This is a genomic window from Lewinellaceae bacterium (assembly GCA_020636135.1).
Classification (GTDB): domain Bacteria; phylum Bacteroidota; class Bacteroidia; order Chitinophagales; family Saprospiraceae; genus JAGQXC01.
The window spans coordinates 1057073-1075143 of the sequence record JACJYK010000001.1 but is presented as its reverse complement, the minus strand read 5'-3'; the positions used below and the strand labels follow the sequence as shown (position 1 = coordinate 1075143).

The window sequence follows — 18071 nt, the reverse complement described above, 5'->3', positions numbered from 1 at the left end:
AAGACAGAAGTTGACTTCTTGACAAAAGTGGATATCGTCTTGCTTTAAGTGGTTAATTTACTGGCTTATACCAAACTACTTTCAAGCAATGAATACCTTAAATATTTAGAGCTTCTGGAACCGGGTCACTTCAGTTGAACTGGCACGGATCGCCTGTAATACATAGATTCCTGCCGGCAGATTACTTACCGATAACTGATATTCCGTCGACCCTTCCGGCATGCGATTACGCAGCAATTCTTTGCCGTTCAAATCAAACACTTTAATATCCGAAGGCGCATTACTGGCCTGCCATTGAAGATGCAAGCGGTCCTGAACCGGATTGGGATACACGACCAGTGTACCAGATTGTGCCACATCATTCATCTGGATTGAGATGATCTTATGATAGGTAGGCACGCCATCGATATCGACCTGACGCAGCCGGTAATAGTTCAGTCCGGAAATGGGTTTTGCATCCAGATACTGGTATTGATGTGCTTCATAGGTTGTGCCCTGGCCATTCACCCGTCCGATTTCATCAAAATGCAATCCATCAACACTGCGCTCGATGGCCATGAAATCATTGTTGACTTCCGTAGCGGTGCTCCACTTCAGCTGGATGGAATGACTTTGGGCATATCCTTCAAAGGATAGAAGGGAAATAGGAAGGGCATAGTCGATTACAGTTACTACGATCATGCCGTCTCCACCAACGCCGACATAATTAGCTTGATGTGGGCCATGTTTACCACCACCTCCTCCTCCAGGAGCATAGCCATCTTCTGCGATTGCAAAATCAATGCGATAACCACCGTTACCACCATCTCCTCCGGAAGTAGCTCCGGCACCACCATCTCCTCCAAAACCTGTCATTTGGTTACTACCATTAGCACCATCACCCTCTGGCCCGGCAGCTTCGCCGCCACCGCCACCGCCTCCGTCTTGAATGCCATTCCCTCCATGTCCTCCGGAATATTTAATTTGTCCAACACAGTCGGTAGCAGCACCGCCTAAACCACCAATTTCATCTTTCGTGGTTTTACCCCCAACAGCTACAACCATGCTATTGAAATCGGAAGACTGACCATCTTCTCCAGCTATACCACCAGCTCCAACCATAAGATTGTACGTTCCAGCCCCTAAAACAATTGTAGAACTTGCAAACGCGCTACCGCCGCCGCCGCCTTTGCCACCACCGGTCTGACGGCCTCCGCTTCCACCTCCACCCCAGACGTCAATCTGTAGGGTAGCTGTATAACCGGTCGGAATGGTGTATACATAACTTCCTGGTGTGGAATACGTTGAATCAGCAGGCTGTGCTAATATCCACGTGGAGAATAGTATTGCTACAAAGAGTGAAACGATTCTATGCATAATTCAGGAGATTCTTGCATTGAAGATAATGCAAATTCACCTACCATGCATAACAATATGCCTGAAATCTATAATGTATTACGTAAATAATGGATACAACTTGATTTAAACTAAATAAGATTATCCATCTTGATGGCGTTGCCCTCAAATCTTAATGATTTTCCAGACTCCGTTAAAGGATCCACCCTGGGCCTGGAGCACGTAAGTTCCAGCGGATAATTCACTAAGATCCAGGACTTTTTCGGTAATACCATGCGGAACCCTCCAGGCATTCATTTTTCGTCCCGCCAGATCGAATACACTTAGCTGTAAATCCTCTATCTCCTTGCCCACGTCAATGGTTAACAGGTCCCGGACCAGTGTATTGCGAACAGAAATTTCTCTCACCGCCGGTAGCAGACGAACCTGCCGGATGGGTGAATATTCAAACTGCCCATCGATGTCCATTTGTTTGAGCCGGTAATAATACAATCCGGCCGTTCCGGGTTGAGCAGATTACAATGTAAACATAATGATGGAATTATACCTTATATCGCCATGCTGAATCTAAACAAGTGATAGAAACGTCCGAGGACCATTATAACTCACAGTAATGACCGGAGATTTCTCCGTTCCGCCTCATTCTTCGGCCTCAGTCGAAATGACAGTGGAGATAAAATAACTTGAAATCATGACCTAATCCATCCATGGTAACTTAAACTCTCATGAACCCATTAACTACCCCTCAAAAGACATCCAGCTCGTCCAGCTGCAGCAGTTTGAAGAAACACATGCTGGCGGCACGGACATCTTTATCGGCCTCATTGGCACCCTCAAACTTGTGCCCGAAGCATTTCTGGAATAACTGACTGAGACTGGGCCATTTATACCGACCACCAGGAGCCGGGATCTTACAGAAGTAGGTCGATTCCCGCATCAGGCAGATCTTTTCTGCAGAGACCAGTGGATTCGGAATACTGGCACGGAAATACTCAGCACCTACGATCATTTCATTGAACTGCATATTGAAAGCAATCACATATTCCGCTTTACGGACCACTGCTGCAAAGGCTTTTAAGACATCGGCAATATCCTCACCCTGCTCCATCGCCACATCGTGATCGATACCGTGCCATTCGGTGGAACTGTAAGGGATCTCAAAACCGGATGGTTTGATGATCTTGCTCGCCGTCTCTACGATATTGGATTCTTCATCCACCAGTTCCCAGGCTAGATGAACCAGGCGTGGCCAGTGATAAGTGTCTTCAACAGCAGCTTTCCAATGGGCCGGCATGGATAATGCGGAAGCATCAAAGAAGAGATACATGTGATTTGAGATTTAAGATTTGAGATTTCGGATTTGAGATTTGAGATTTTGAAGGGGTTATGGCAACCTATTAATCAGGGCTGATGGTCCCGGATGAATTCGATCTGCTTGCTGAATAACAGATTCATGTGATCTTCTACACCGGCCTGGGAAATAAATGACGCACTGACCCGGATCAAATGATCATCCTGATCGGCTCCAGCCATCCAGACCTGGAGCAAGTTGTTCTCCTGTCTGACATGAACCCCTACCCGGTACTCTTCCCATCGACGAGCCAGGCCCCTTTCCAGGTTATTACACCATATGCTCTCGGGATAATGAAAATTCCGGACCAGCAGATGTGCTTGCTCGTCCTGGTCCCTGGTCGCCCAGCCGTAGAAACCAAGTGCACTCACCGGAACCATTTCGCCGGGATGCAGATGCAAATGATGGGTATGCTCCACGACCTGGTGATGACCGATAAACGCTTTTTCAGGATCGTTTTCTGTTTCCAGATCCAGTAGCTCAACACGAATGTCCGGCCGAAGGCCCAATAACTGAAATGCATACAGCGGGTAGCGGGTCTGAACGATCGACTCCGTTTTCAGGTGAAAATCCTGCTTGCGATCAATGGAAACCTTTGGAATGGATAGTATGGCACTGCGACGAACCCGATAACTTAATGCGCTGATCCTGAATCCCGGAACACCGGAAAGCGGAATTGCATGCATAGGCCAGCACAAACCGCTGATGTCCTGAGCTTCCCAAAAGGCAGGATTCCATGGATCGCGTGTGAGGATGATCTTCCGCTCATCCAGGGGTAGTTTTTGGATCAATTTTTCAGAATGGGGATGGTAACCGATCAGCATAAGGTGTATAATGTGCCCGGGCACGAAAGTACGAAAGTATAGGTACAATTCTGTACCTTCGCACCATGGAATGGAAAGCTTCCGAAATTGCTGCCCTGCTTCAGGGTACGGTCGAAGGAGATCCCAACGTGGTCGTCACACAGCCAAGCAAGATTGAAGAAGGTAAGCCAGGTAGTATCACTTTTTTGGCGAATGCCAAATACGAACACTACCTGTACGAATCCCAGGCTTCGATCGTGTTGGTGTCAACGGATTTCCTGCCTGAAAAAGCCCTTTCAATGACCTTGATCCGGGTTGATCAGGTTTATCCGGCATTACAGAAGTTACTGGACGTCTACCAACAACAGCAAACAACTCCGGAAGGTATTGACCCTGGAGCTCATCTTCATCCGGAAAGTTTTGTTGATGGTTCCGCTTCCATTGGACCAGGCACGATCATCCAGGAAGGTGCCCATATAGGCGCCCGGACTGTTGTCCACGGTCAGGTATTTATCGGTCGAAATGTCGTTATCGGCGATGGTACAATCATCTATCCGGGTGTCCGGATCTATCACGATTGCCGGATCGGTGCGGGTTGCATCCTCCATGCCAATGCCGTGATCGGAAGTGACGGGTTTGGTTTTGCACCGGATGGTCAGGGTAATTACCAAAAAATTCAACAGATCGGCAACGTTGTCCTCGAAGATCAGGTGGAAATCGGCTCCAACACGGTGATTGACCGGGCTACCATGGGATCCACCCGTATTGGTACGGGATGCAAGCTGGATAATCTGATCCAGATTGCTCACAATGTGGAGATCGGCCCGCATACGGTCATTGCAGCCCAGACTGGCATAGCCGGAAGTGCAAAAATTGGTGCCTATTGCCAGATCGGAGGACAGGTAGGAATCATTGGTCACATCCGTATAGCCGACCGGGTAAGGATCCAGGCCCAGTCCGGCATCGCAGCCTCCATCGAAGAACCCGGTTCGGCCTGGTATGGATCACCAGCCATCCCTTACCGGGACTACCTGAAATCCTATGCCATATTCCGCAAGCTTCCGGAGCTGTTCAAGCGACTGATATCGCTGGAGAAAGAGCTGCAGTCCACCGAGGAATTAAGTGAATAGACGGTTATCGCAGGTTAATATCCCATGACTCCAAAGTGACCAGGAGCCGGTGATTTTACTTGCTGGATAAGTAGGATCCCGATAAGATCGCAGGCCAATAATCTCCGGATTTCGTCAGGAACCCTATCTTTGCACACGATTTATTCAGCCATAGCTTATGACCGCCAAACAATGCACGCTTAAAGATTCTTTCACACTCCGGGGAGTGGGACTGCATACCGGTGTTTCTGTGACCATGAAAGTCATGCCGGCTGCCGTCAATCACGGCGTAAAATTCCAACGCATTGATCTTCCGGATCGTCCAGTGGTCCCCGCGGACATCAACATGGTCCAGACCACTCAGCGGGGTACAACCATCGGTCGGGGAGATGCTTCCATTGCCACGGTCGAACACATCCTTTCCGCATTGGCAGGCTTTCAAGTCGACAATGCTTTAATCGAAATTGATGGCCCGGAAGTACCCATCCTGGATGGAAGTGCACGGACCTTTTATGCCGAATGTGAAAAGGCAGGGAAAGTGGCTCAGGATGCCGAGCGCGCCTATTTCGAAATCCAGGAGCCGATCCTGTATACCGATGAACAGAGCGGGGCGGAATACATGGCCCTACCGGCCGACCAGCTGGAGATAACCTGTCTGATCGATTTTAACTCCCCTTATCTGGGTCAGCAATATGCCACCCTGACTGACATCGAGGATTATGGCAAACAAATCGCATCTTGCCGCACGTTTGTTTTCCTCCATGAAATCGAAGGATTGATCGATCAGGGGCTGATCAAGGGCGGCGACCTCGACAATGCCATTGTTATTGCCGACCGGATCATGACCGACAGTGAATTGGAACGCGTGGCCCGGAAACTGGGTAAATCGGTGGTCCATGTTGAAAAAGAGGGCGTACTGAACACCACTGAGCTCCAGTTCAAGAATGAACCTGCCCGGCATAAATTGTTGGATGTCCTGGGTGACCTATCGCTCCTGGGCACGCCGATCAAAGGAAAAATTGTGGCCCGCAAGCCCGGTCATGGCCCTAATGTGGCATTTACCCGGGTCCTGAAAAAGAAACTGGTTGAGCAACGCAAGCTACGCGGCAAACCCAATTACGACCCCGATGAAACACCCGTCTACGACATCAATCAGATCCATAATTTTCTTCCCCACCGGCATCCCTTCCTGTTAGTAGATAAAATCATTGAATTAAGTCCTCAGCACGTAGTGGGGATCAAGAATATCACCTACGATCAGTGGTTCTTTCCCGGGCATTTTCCCAACAATCCCATCTTTCCCGGTGTTTTACAAATTGAAGCGCTGGCTCAAACCGGAGGCATACTGGCATTATCCACGGTACCTGACCCCGAGAATTGGGACACGCTGTTTATCAAAATTGATAACACCCGGTTTAAATCCAAGGTAATGCCTGGTGATACATTGATCTTAAAAATGGAATTACTCAACCCGATTCGCCGGGGAATCTGCCACATGTATGGCACAGCCTACGTGGGCAACAAAATTGTATCAGAAGGCGAACTCACTGCACAAATCATCAAAAGAGACGCATGACGGCATTTCACAATATCCACAAGGATGCACGCATCGGTCAAAACGTCACCGTTGACTCCTTTACGACCATCGGTGCCGATGTTGAAATCGGTGACAATAGCTGGATCGGTCCAAATGTCACGATCATGGACGGTGTCCGCTTGGGAAACAACTGCAAAGTATTCCCGGGAGCCGTACTTGGCGCCATCCCCCAGGACCTGAAATTTGAAGGCGAACAATCGACAGTTACCGTCGGAAACGGGGTCACCATCCGGGAGTACGTAACATTGAATCGCGGTACCAAAGCCAACTTTCAAACGCATATCGGTGACAACAGTCTGCTGATGGCTTATGTGCATGTCGCTCACGATTGTGTACTGGGTAATAACGTCATCCTGGCCAACAGCTGTAACCTGGCCGGACACATTGAGATTGGAGAATACGCCATCCTGGGAGGATTAACGGCAGTTCATCAGTTTGTCAAAATCGGAGAACATGTGATGGTTGGGGGTGGATCGCTGGTCCGTAAAGATATACCACCGTTCGTCAAGGCGGCAAGAGAGCCCCTGTCATACGCCGGGATCAACTCGGTCGGTTTACGGCGAAGAGGTTTTTCATCCGAGATCATCAACCACATTCAGGATATTTACCGCGTTCTGTTTGTCAAAGGGTACAATACCACCCAGGCGCTGAATATCATCGAAACCGAACTGGAGGCGACGGAAGAACGCGACCAGATCATTCGTTTCATCCGTAATTCCGACCGCGGCATCATGAAAGGGTTCCGCCAGATCAATGGGACTGCAAATTGACCTGGATCACGTCGGTAAACAATTCCGGCATCGTTGGGTATTCCAGGACTTAACGACCACCATCCATCCCGGTGAGCGCATCGCCATAACCGGATCCAATGGGGCGGGTAAATCAACACTTCTTAAAATTGCCAGCGGACTACTCACCCCAAGTGCTGGCAAGGTCCGTTTCACCCTTGGAGGCAACCCACTCGAAGACGTACCGAAACACCTCAATTTTACCGCACCATATCTGGACCTTATTCAGGAATTTTCCGCCAACGAACTCATCGGTTTCCATATGAGCCACCGCCATTTATTACCAGGCTGGGATGCCGGTCGCTTCCTAGAAGCCTGCCATCTCTATGGAGAACGAAACAAGATCATCCGCCACTATTCCACCGGTATGCAGCAACGCCTGCGCATTGCCCTGGCGGTTCTGACATCCAGTGAACTGGTTAGCCTGGATGAACCTACTTCCAACCTGGATGAACATTACAAACAGTGGTATCAGGAATTACTGGAAACTTACCTTGGAGACCGGACCCTGATCATCGCTTCCAACGAACGATTTGATTACCGGATTTGTGGCAGAAAGATTGAATTGTAACAGGGGGAGAAGAGGCAAAAGATGTGGAAAAAGTAGAAGAGGTGGAAGAGGTAAAAGAAGTATAACTGATTACTGACTACTTGCTACTGACTACTCAAAAGTCTCTTTGAACCGGGAAAGGCGCTGGCGCATGGACTTCAGCCGTTCGATGACCTCGATGCGCGCTTCGTAACTGGTCTTGCCTTCTTTGATCTCGTTTTTGGCACCCTCGATGGTAAAGCCGCGTTCTTTGACCAGATGGAATATGAGGTTAAGCTGCTCGATGTTTTTCTTGGTGAATCGACGATCTCCCTTGGAATTCTTACTGGGTTTCAGCGTTGGAAACTCCGATTCCCAATAGCGGATCAGCGACTTGGAAACGCCGAGCATTTCCGCCACTTCTCCGATGGAGTAATACAGTTTTTCCAGTTTGGAAGTATCGATCATACAATAAAGATACTCAAATTCAGGACATGCAATAGCCTTGATATCAGCTATTTAAACATCGATATTGTTAGATACGATGCATGTTCCAATAAAATTGCAAGGGAAGGCCGATAAATTACTCTAACTCCTGTATCAAGTTCTCGATCAACTGACGTGTTCGTTGAGGGTGGGCTTTTCCTCCGGATGTGCGCATCACCTCACCCATAAACAAGCCGATCAGGTTTTTTTTGCCATTCTTCAGAGCTGCTGCTTTGTCGGGAAACTGTCTGAAGGCATCCCGGATCAGATCCTTGAGAAAACCCTCATCATCGGTTTGAACAATATTCAGCGCTTGCGCCATAACCTCCAGGGTATGATCCGGCGTCTCCAGCCACGCATCCCATAGGGTGCTGAAAGCTACTGTCCGATTGATCTTTTCATCACCGATCCAGGAGATCAACCCGATCAACTGGTTTTCAGAAAGAGGAAAGGTTTCACCCGCATCCATCGGTTTGATCTTATGGATGAAAAGGTCGGTCCATATCCTTCGGTGTTCAATGGGTAAAGCATCCGCAATCCGGAGGTAGAACGTAGCATCATGAAGATGACCTGCAATATTCGAAGCATCTTCTTCAGACAATTGGTATTCCTGTTGCAGGGTTTCCTTGATTTTCCAGGGCAAGGCTGGCATTTCCTGACGGATACGATCCACTGCTTCCTTCGTCACGGGGTAAGGGGGAAGATCCGGATCCGGAAAATAGCGGTAGTCATGCGCTTCTTCTTTACTACGCATTGGAATGGTAAGTCGCCGGTCTTTGTCAAAGTGCAATGTCTGCTGACGAATGACACCTCCTTCTCCAAGCAATTTGATCTGACGTTCGAATTCTGCTTCCACCGCCTGACGCGCAAACCGGCGTGAATTCACATTTTTGATCTCGCAACGCTGACCCAAAGTGGTTGATCCGGCAGGTTTCACCGAAACATTGCAATCGCACCGCAACGAACCTTCTTCCATGTTTCCATCGGAGACGTCCAGGTAACGGACCAATTGCTGGATTTCCGTGATGAATTCGTAGACTTCTTCCGGGCTGAAAAGGTCCGGCTCGGTCACGATTTCCAGCAAGGGCACACCCGCACGATTGAGATCGATCAGCGTATCATCCGGATCCTGATCGTGAATCAGTTTACCGGCATCTTCTTCCATATGCACATGATGGATGCGAACCTTCCGACCAGCATTGGCAAGGTAAAGAAATCCACCTTTACAGATAGGCATGGCATCCTGGGTGATCTGATAGCCTTTAGGTAAGTCGGGGTAGAAATAATTTTTCCTGTCGAAATAGACTGCGGGTGCGATCGTACTGTCCAGCGCCAGGCCCAGGCGGATGGCCTTTTCCATATGCTTATGGTTCGGCACCGGTAGGCTTCCCGGGTAAGCCAGTGAAACAACGCCAACCTGAGTATTAGGCGCAGCGCCAAAGGCATTTCGCTCCGCGCAAAATGCTTTACTAAGCGTGTTCATCTGGACATGGATCTCCAGACCAACCACCAGATCGTATTTCATAGCAGCATCGTTCATCAATACAGGAGTATGCTTACCAACATGGTTATCACCACAAAGATGGAAAACAATAAGAAATAGGATATCAACAGGATACCTGATTTAATAAAGGTTTTGAAGAATCTTTGCTGGTAAAAACGTCGCATCGCAATGAAGCAATAGATCATAAAAATGATCGTAGAGAATCCAATGAATGCGTCGGTGTTTAGGACGAAATTCAGCAAATAATTGATCGAAAAAATCAGAAACCCGAAGGCGTGGTTGTGAAACAGGAAAACCAGGTGCTCGACATACAGCTTTCGCCTCCGGATATAAAGCAGCTTCATGACCAGTGCCAGGGCGAAGATCAGGGCCAGGATCATCCACGTCAGATTACCGATGGCAAAGCGCAAAGCATCTCCCGGTGAGCGCAAAAGCCGGGCCAGCTGCGGTGCCAAAATGGCATTTACTCCTTTCAGCTGATAGGCTTTGATCATATCCTCCCGGCTCATCCCGGAATAGATGTCATAAAATGCAATTCTTATAGGCTCCTGATAAATACTAAAATCCGTCGAATCACCGCCACTAAAGCGTTTTCTGATTTGCTTTTCCAGGGTGTCCAATGTTTGTTCTTGCTGGGTGGACCATGTGTAATTGCTTCTGACCGAGTCCAACAACTCGATAGACTGCTCGCGGGTGACGGACTCCCTCCCCCACTGCTGGAAATTCTGGGAATCGTAGATGTCATTTAACGTGAGACTGAGTAAGAAAAAGTGGATGATCATAGAGATGAAAAAGATCCTCACCGGCTTGTAATAGCTGTTGATCTTTCCATCGAAAAATGCCTTGGTCAGCTTGCCGGGGATCATCAGGCTTTTCAGGGTCAGGAAGATCCGACCGTTAAAATTGAAGATGTCCTCAAACGCATCTTTGATGAAGTCCCACACGGAAACCATACCATCCGTACGCAGTTGGCCGCAATTCGGACAATAGTTGTCAGGAGCATTGAAGGATGTCCCGCAATTGAGGCACTGATGGATCTCCTTGTTGATCTGACGTTGTTTACGAGGCATATTGAAAGAGGTATCAGAGGTAACAAAGGTAAAAGAAGTAAAAGAAGTTGAGGAGGTAAAAGAGGCAGTGCCGACCGGGTGTAACGAGTGTCAGTAGGTATCCAAGGCAGAACTCCTCATCGACCCACGGCTTTAGCCTGGGAAAACTCAGGTAGGACCAGCCTGCCGGACCACGAAGCCGGGCTTCAGAAAGTCGCGTGACTAAGAAGGGGGCTTAAGGGCTTTAGGCCTAACAAAACATTACCAACAAAAAAGGGCTCCCGAAGAAGCCCTTTTTATATTCTCAGTTAATCAGTCTGCTTATTAGTAATCCAAAGCCTGGTTGGCGATGGAAGCTTTGCGCACCAGTTCCTGGTATTCCTGCGGTGTCAACCCATCCATGACGTAGTCGATGGGATTGATCTGCTTGCCATCGTGATGCACCTCGTAGTGGCAATGCGGAGCAGTTGATGTACCTGTACTGCCGACCAGGCCGATCTGCTGGCCTTTGGTCACGTGTTGTCCTACTTTCACATCGATGCGCGACATATGACCGTACAGGGTTTCAAAACCGTATCCATGGGCGATGACCACGTGTTTACCAAACCCGCGACCACCATTGACCACTTCGACCACTTTACCGTCACCGGTAGCCTGAATGGCGGTACCTTTCGGCGCGGAAAAGTCGATGCCGTAATGCATCTTGCGGATCTTATAAATGGGATGAATACGCAATCCAAAACCGGACAACAGGGTGACGCTGCGATTTAATTTATCTTCCCGTACCGGTTTGATAGACGGTATGGACTTCAGGCGATCTTCATTCTTGGCGACCAGGTTGGTAATGGTATCCAAACTCTTGGTCTCCAGATAGAGCTGACGCTCCAGCTTGTCTACTTTTTTCTGTGTACTGATCAGCAACTGGCCCGTATTTTCATATTGTTGAAACTCCTCGTATTGCTGGTGACCACCCACACCACCATTCCATACCGCTTCATCGATCGGGTCTACCCCTAATAACGTGCGGTGAACATTGGCGTCGCGTTCCTGGATGTTATTCAGAACCTTACTCAGCATGTCCAGCTGATCGGTCAATCCGCTGTAATGGACCTTCATATTCTCGATCTCATTCAGCAGTAATTTTTCTTTAGGGGAAGGAAAGTATTCGTGGATTAAATAAACCAGCAATAATGCAGAAACCAAACTTGCTGAGGCAAAACCAAATACCTGCATAAGGCGCTGCTTCAGAGACACTTTTACCTTCTCAAATCGCAACGTATGCGGGTTATAAACATACTTATCTGAGCTCATGTATACACATCATTATACGAACCAATAATAATTTTAGATATGTTCCATGTGAAGATTAGGCGTAAAATTAGCAGGAAAGCCTTGCTAAACAAAATTTTAACGAACAAATAACCTTTAGCACCCAGTCTTAACAACCATATTCAGATCATATTACATTATTATGTAATTGAAAAACCGAAACTGTTTCCGGAAAGCAAACAGAACCCGAGAATTTCTAATTTTACAGCCCAATTCAATTCAAATACCGTACCATGACGGCACAGGAAATCAGACAAACCTTCTTGGATTTCTTTCAATCCAAAGACCACCGCATCGTTCCCTCGGCTCCCATCGTCAATAAAGATGATCCAACGCTGATGTTCACCAATGCCGGCATGAATCAATTCAAAGATTCATTCCTCGGCAATAAGCCCCCGGTATATCCACGCATTGCCGATACTCAGAAATGCCTGCGGGTATCCGGAAAGCATAACGACCTGGAAGAAGTAGGCCGGGATAGTTATCACCACACGATGTTTGAAATGCTGGGCAACTGGTCCTTTGGTGACTATTTTAAGAAGGAAGCCATCGCCTGGGCCTGGGAATTACTCACCGGTGTATACGGCCTGGACCCCGAACGCTTATATGCGAGTGTATTTGCCGGTGATGAAGCGGAAAATCTGGATACCGACCTGGAAGCGGAAAACCTTTGGAAACAATACCTCCCCGGAGAGCGCATCCTGCGCTTCAGCAAAAAAGATAATTTCTGGGAAATGGGCGATACCGGCCCCTGTGGACCCTGTTCCGAAATACACATCGACCTCCGTTCGGATGCAGAACGGGCGGAACTTCCCGGTCGTAACCTGGTCAATGAAAGTCATCCTCAGGTTATCGAGATCTGGAACCTGGTCTTCATTCAATACAACCGGAAAGCAGACAGCACGCTGGAGGAACTACCTGCAAAACATGTCGATACCGGTATGGGATTCGAACGGCTTTGCATGGCAATCCAGGGTAAAAAGTCCAACTACGACACCGACGTATTCACACCTTTCATCGAACTCATTGAACAATCTACCGGTATCAGGTATACCGGCCGTTATACAGAGGAGGCTAAGTCAGACATTGCCATGCGCGTGGCCTCCGATCATATCCGGGCAGTTGCCTTCACGATCGCCGATGGTCAACTCCCGTCAAACACTGGCGCCGGATATGTCATCCGGCGCATCCTGCGCCGTGCCGTACGCTACAATTTCAGTTTCCTCGGGCAGGATCAGCCTTTCTTGCATACCATGATACCGTTGCTTGCGGATCGCTTTCAGCATGTATTTCCGGAACTCAAAGCCCAGGAGGAGTTTGTCCGCCAGGTCGTCTTTGAAGAGGAGCGCTCTTTCCTGCGCACACTGGCAGCGGGACTAAAAAAAGTGGATCAGGCTGAAGTTACGGATGGGGTGCTCGATGGTGCTTTCGTTTTTGAATTGTATGATACCTATGGATTTCCGATCGACCTGACCCGTCTCATCGCAGTCGAAAAAGGGCTTACTGTTGATGAGAATGGTTTCCGGCTGGCGCTGGAAGCCCAGCGTGAACGATCACGTGCCGATGCCAGTGTAGAGACTGGTGATTGGGTGATCCTCCGGGATGGCAGCTCCCATTTTGTAGGCTACGATGAATCCGAAGTCGACGCAACCCATGTCCTGAAATACCGGCAAATGCTGGTCAAAGGAAAGCCGGTTTATCAACTGGTCCTGGAAACGACACCATTCTATGCGGAAGGTGGGGGTCAGGTTGGCGATACCGGCACCTTATGGTTTGGCGGGGAAGCCATCCGGGTTATCGACACCATTAAAGAAAACGACCTCTTCATTCATCTGGTCAATAAACTACCAGATGCCAGCACACTGAAACAGCCGGTCAAGGCTGTCATTGATGCGAATCGCCGGCATCTCATTGAAAATAACCACTCAGCCACCCACCTGTTGCATGCCGCTTTACGTCAGGTATTGGGCGATCACGTGCACCAAAAAGGATCACTGGTCAATGAAGACTATCTGCGCTTCGACTTCTCCCACTTCAAGAAGGTCGAACAGGATGAACTGGACCGTATCGAGCAGATTGTCAATGCCAGGATCCGTGAGGACATACACCGGGGTGAAGACCGGGGGATTCCTATCGAGCAAGCCAAAGCCGCCGGAGCGATGATGCTTTTTGGTGAAAAATATGGCGATACCGTGCGGATGATCACCTTTGATCCGGGTTATTCCCGGGAATTGTGCGGGGGTTGCCATGTTGGCACCACCGGAAAGATCGGACTCTTTAAGATTACGTCCGAATCAGCGGTCGCTGCCGGGGTACGCCGTATCGAGGCTAAAACCGCGGTAGGCGCTGAAACCATGGTCCGCGACGAAGAAGCCACACTACGGAATATCCGGCAATTGGTTAAAGCTCAGCAGGATCCCACGCCCCAGATTGAACAATTGCTGGAAGAAAACCGCGCCTTAAAGCAAAAAATCGAGGCCTTACTGGGCCAGCAAGCTGTGTCGCTCAAAGCGGACCTGGCTGGTAAAGCAAAAAGTAAAGATGGGTTCCGGGTTTTGACCGAGGTCGTTCAGATCGAGGACAGCAAAGTTCTCAAAGATCTTGTCTTCCAGCTGGAGGCTACCCTGCAGCCCGCCATTGTCGCCATCGGTGCCGCTGTAGACGGGAAACCGCAATTGTTGATCAAGATCAGTCAATCCCTGGTTGACGAAAAAGGCTGGCACGCAGGCAATCTGGTCCGTGATGCCGCCAAAGCCATCCAGGGCGGTGGCGGAGGACAACCCTTTTTCGCCTCGGCAGGCGGTAGCGACACCGGAGGGTTGGGTGCCGCCATCGACGTAGTCCGTAAGGTAGTAGGTGGTTAGGGTTCGCAACCCTGCATAAAACTGCGGGGTTGATAGTTGTCCTGTTGATCGAGAACCGTCGAGTAAAATCAGTTTTTGCTGTTTACTTCACGTAATAGTTCATCTACTGCTGCTTTTAACTGCTGGTCGTCACCAACCTTGTATTCCGGATCATTTTCCACCTGGATGTCCGGTACAGCTGGGCCATGCTCCATATTTTTACCGGTAGCTTTAACATACCAGGCCCGGAAGGGAAGCCGTACAAAAGAGCCATCCATCAGCCCATAACCACCCGTTGAAATGACCGCACCAAAGGTGGCTTTTCCGACCAGCTTACCGATCCCTAACGTCTTATACGCATGGGAAAAAATCTCTGCATTGGAATAGCTGGACTCATTGCACATAGCTATCGAAGGCTTGGTCCAGGCCGATAATGGAAGCCGCTCACCATACGGATAGTGGTCTTTGAATTTGGTATTTTCTTTCTTAAGGTCATCGGCCGCACCGCGTGGAATGGTATAGGCGTGCTGACGGACATTGAGAACCGCCATCAACATGTCAGTGGTCCACCCTCCCCCATTATACCGCACATCGATCACGACTCCTTCCTTACCGTTTCCGCTGGCCATCAATTCCCGCTCAAATCGTTCGAAGCTTGGCCAGTTCATACCCTGGATATGGATGTATCCCAGTTTGCCATTTGAATATTTGGAAGTCAGGTCTTTGCGTTGCTGCACCCACTCATCGTAAAGATCAGCATTGATGGATACCGAAGGTCGCAGGACTACGTCCCGGGTAGACCCATCTTTACCACGAACACTCAGCAAGGTGCGTTCATTGGCCGTATTTGCCAATAGTTGGTAAAAATTACCCGAATTGGTGATCGCCTGTTCATTGACTGCGGTGATCACATCACCAATCTGCAATGCATTTTCCTTTGCCGCCGGCGTATTGGCAATAACATGGGTTACTTCTACTCCGGAATTCACCGGTTTGACTTCAGCGCCCAACTTGCCGGTAGTCTCCCGCTGGGTCTCTTCCGGTGTGGATCCGAACAAACCCATATGGCTTGAATTGAGCTGACCCAGCATTTCATTGAATAAATAGATGAAGTCCTGTTTGGTCGAAGCCGCCATGGCCCAGGGCTTGTATTTCTTCTTCAATGCATCCCAATCGTATCCATGGAATTTCGGATCATAAAAGCCCTCTTCAATGGTTTTCCAGGCCTCTTCAAACACCTGTTCCCGTTCTGCAGGCTGGTCAATTTTCATTTTGGCAACAAAAGGCAGGCGCTCCGGTTTACCATCCGGCAGCTTAAGCCGGTTGATTGATCCAGGCGTAGAAAAGTAATACAGGTATTCATTTTTGGGACCTAATTGGGTTCCCCAGATACGCCCATTGCTGAGAACCGTCTTGAGGTCCGATCCATCCCATTTGACACTCTTTAACTCCGGGTCTCCCTCTGATCCGGCCCGACCGCCATTAAAGGTTGTAAAGAAAAAGGTCTCCCCATCCCTGGAAATGGACAGATCTCCTTCATTGCCCGGGAAATGGGTCACCTGAACCAGACGCTCATAAATATCGTCCAGATCGATGATCAGGCTGTCAGGCTCTTTTTTGTCTTCCTTTTTGGCATCTTTCTTCTCGGCAAATAACTCTGTCTCTTTGTCTCCGTCCCAGTCGGGTTTGCTCTTTTCCCAGTCCTCCTTTTTCAGCCAGGCAAACCAAACATCATTATCACCGTTGTTGCGTATGGACATAAATCCCAGTTTGCTCCCATCCGGACTCCAGAATGGTTGGGAATCGTCACGCGGATGCATGGAAACATTGGTAGGCTTGAGGTGATTGTCAACCGGCTGAATATACACATCAGAATTAAAGTCAAGGTCCGATAAAGCATAAGCCAGCCAGCGACTATCCGGACTCCAGGCTACACCACCAGGCGTATCCCAGCCATCCTGCATGACCACCTGATTTTTTAACATCCCGGTACTGTCCACATCCATCACAATCAATTTACCTCTGCCCTGAAGGACCGCAACCTTTTTGTGGTCCGGAGAAATAATCAACTCACCTTCATCCTCCGGGGTGCGGGTGATTCGATGGACATCAAATTTCAGAGTCAGGAAAGGATTGGCTTGTTTTGGATCTGAAGACTTAGCCGAATATATTTCATAGTTTCCATCACGATCGGAAATGAATAGCAGGACCGAATCGCTAACCCACACCGGATTCCGGTCACGGAAAGGATGGTGGGTGACCTGTGTGGTTCTGTCGATATCTTTGTCCACCGCTTTGATAAAGATATCCCCATGAATGGTCAGTGCCATCATTTTTCCATTGGGTGACACGGCATATTCATCGGCTCCACTGGAGAAGGACTTGTCCACTACCGGATCAAAGCGGTCATCGCCGGTCAATGTGAGATTTATCGGTGTAGATTTCCCTTGTTTAAGATCAAGGCGTAATATTTCATTGCCCTTTTCTACCACGCCCACATCACTCATCCCTACATCGAAATAGCGGATACCGGTACCTTTAAAATTGGTAACCTGGCGCTGTTTGCCGGCACTTGCGTCTGCATTGACTGGAATGACAAACAGGTTATAGCGTCCGTCCTGCGCAGACAACCAATACAACTGATTATCCTTTCCCCACGCAGGCTCGATATCCTGTCCATCAAATGTGGTGATCTGGTGATAGGTTTTGGTAGGAATGTGATAGATCCAGATGTCGCGGTTCGCCGGTCCATGGTAATCTTCCCGAACAATCCGGCATGACCCCCGCTCAAAAGCAATCATTTTGCCATCCGGGGAAAGAACCGGATTGTAACCTAATGCATCCAGCAATCGTCCCGGAGTGCCACCCTGGGCTGGAACAGTATGGATCTCATACTCCCACTCCACCGAAGCAAAATCCCGGTTGGTGGTAAAGTAGATCTGGCCATCCGAACCCCAGGAAGGTTCGCGGTCCGCTGCCGAATGGTAGGTCAGCCGTTTGACTGTTTTTCCTTCACGGTCTACTATGAAAAGGTCATCATTCCCAAACCGGTTACCGATAAACACGATGTTCTTGCCATCCGGGCTCCAGTGCGGTTCGTATTCATAGGCTTCATGAATGGTGAGCCGCTGCGGGTCCGAACCGTCCGATTTAGCCACCCAGATGTCCCCCTGGAAAGAAAAGGCAATGGACTGGCCGTCCGGACTTATAGCCGGATAGCGAATGATGGGTTGGGCTTCAATGAACGTACTTATGAGCAGTAGCAGGATTACCAGGTTTAGATACCTTATCATCTCGGTTTATTTTGACACCCAATAATAACCATTTCAGCCAATTTCCCGGTCAATC

Annotated in this window: 14 protein-coding genes; 5 read left to right on the top strand and 9 right to left on the bottom strand. The window is 49.0% G+C overall.

The window, feature by feature from the left end:
* Nucleotides 1-105: 105 nt before the first annotated feature.
* From H6570_03920 to H6570_03905, 4 genes are all read right to left on the bottom strand, one after another.
* Nucleotides 106-1356, bottom strand: coding sequence for a T9SS type A sorting domain-containing protein (locus H6570_03920; protein MCB9318404.1), 1251 nt, complete (start codon nt 1354-1356; stop codon nt 106-108).
* 144 nt (nt 1357-1500) lie between these two features.
* Nucleotides 1501-1803, bottom strand: a complete 303-nt coding sequence (locus tag H6570_03915; protein ID MCB9318403.1) for a T9SS type A sorting domain-containing protein — start codon at nt 1801-1803, stop codon at nt 1501-1503.
* A gap of 277 nt (nt 1804-2080) precedes the next feature.
* Nucleotides 2081-2662, bottom strand: coding sequence for a 3'-5' exonuclease (locus tag H6570_03910; protein MCB9318402.1), 582 nt, complete (start codon nt 2660-2662; stop codon nt 2081-2083).
* A gap of 74 nt (nt 2663-2736) precedes the next feature.
* Nucleotides 2737-3510: a hypothetical protein gene (locus H6570_03905; protein ID MCB9318401.1), complete on the bottom strand. Its 774-nt coding sequence runs from the start codon at nt 3508-3510 to the stop codon at nt 2737-2739.
* 65 nt (nt 3511-3575) lie between these two features.
* Here H6570_03905 and lpxD point away from each other — a divergent pair, with 65 nt between their 5' ends.
* From lpxD to H6570_03885, 4 genes are all read left to right on the top strand, one after another.
* Entirely contained in the window at nt 3576-4619 is a 1044-nt protein-coding gene (lpxD, locus tag H6570_03900) for a UDP-3-O-(3-hydroxymyristoyl)glucosamine N-acyltransferase (GenBank protein ID MCB9318400.1), read from the top strand.
* 157 nt (nt 4620-4776) lie between these two features.
* Entirely contained in the window at nt 4777-6174 is a 1398-nt protein-coding gene (locus H6570_03895; GenBank protein ID MCB9318399.1) for a bifunctional UDP-3-O-[3-hydroxymyristoyl] N-acetylglucosamine deacetylase/3-hydroxyacyl-ACP dehydratase, read from the top strand.
* Nucleotides 6171-6965 (top strand): acyl-ACP--UDP-N-acetylglucosamine O-acyltransferase, encoded by a 795-nt coding sequence (lpxA, locus tag H6570_03890; GenBank protein MCB9318398.1) that lies wholly within the window; start codon nt 6171-6173, stop codon nt 6963-6965. Before H6570_03895 ends, lpxA begins: the two co-directional genes overlap by 4 nt.
* Entirely contained in the window at nt 6949-7554 is a 606-nt protein-coding gene (locus tag H6570_03885; protein ID MCB9318397.1) for an ATP-binding cassette domain-containing protein, read from the top strand. Before lpxA ends, H6570_03885 begins: the two co-directional genes overlap by 17 nt.
* A gap of 90 nt (nt 7555-7644) precedes the next feature.
* Here H6570_03885 and H6570_03880 read toward each other — a convergent pair whose 3' ends face one another.
* The 4 genes from H6570_03880 to H6570_03865 all read right to left on the bottom strand — a co-directional run bounded on the left by H6570_03880 (nt 7645) and on the right by H6570_03865 (nt 11862).
* Nucleotides 7645-7980, bottom strand: coding sequence for a MerR family transcriptional regulator (locus tag H6570_03880; protein MCB9318396.1), 336 nt, complete (start codon nt 7978-7980; stop codon nt 7645-7647).
* A gap of 115 nt (nt 7981-8095) precedes the next feature.
* Nucleotides 8096-9538, bottom strand: a complete 1443-nt coding sequence (gene gatB, locus H6570_03875) for an Asp-tRNA(Asn)/Glu-tRNA(Gln) amidotransferase subunit GatB (protein ID MCB9318395.1) — start codon at nt 9536-9538, stop codon at nt 8096-8098.
* Nucleotides 9538-10572: a DUF3667 domain-containing protein gene (locus H6570_03870; GenBank protein MCB9318394.1), complete on the bottom strand. Its 1035-nt coding sequence runs from the start codon at nt 10570-10572 to the stop codon at nt 9538-9540. Before H6570_03870 ends, gatB begins: the two co-directional genes overlap by 1 nt.
* 303 nt (nt 10573-10875) lie before the next feature.
* Nucleotides 10876-11862 (bottom strand): M23 family metallopeptidase, encoded by a 987-nt coding sequence (locus H6570_03865; GenBank protein MCB9318393.1) that lies wholly within the window; start codon nt 11860-11862, stop codon nt 10876-10878.
* A 251-nt stretch (nt 11863-12113) separates the two neighbouring features.
* On the opposite strand from H6570_03865, the gene alaS reads away from it, so the two are divergent.
* Nucleotides 12114-14744: an alanine--tRNA ligase gene (gene alaS / locus H6570_03860; protein ID MCB9318392.1), complete on the top strand. Its 2631-nt coding sequence runs from the start codon at nt 12114-12116 to the stop codon at nt 14742-14744.
* Between the two features lie 68 nt (nt 14745-14812).
* Here alaS and H6570_03855 read toward each other — a convergent pair whose 3' ends face one another.
* Nucleotides 14813-18016 (bottom strand): PD40 domain-containing protein, encoded by a 3204-nt coding sequence (locus H6570_03855; GenBank protein ID MCB9318391.1) that lies wholly within the window; start codon nt 18014-18016, stop codon nt 14813-14815.
* Nucleotides 18017-18071: the final 55 nt, after the last annotated feature.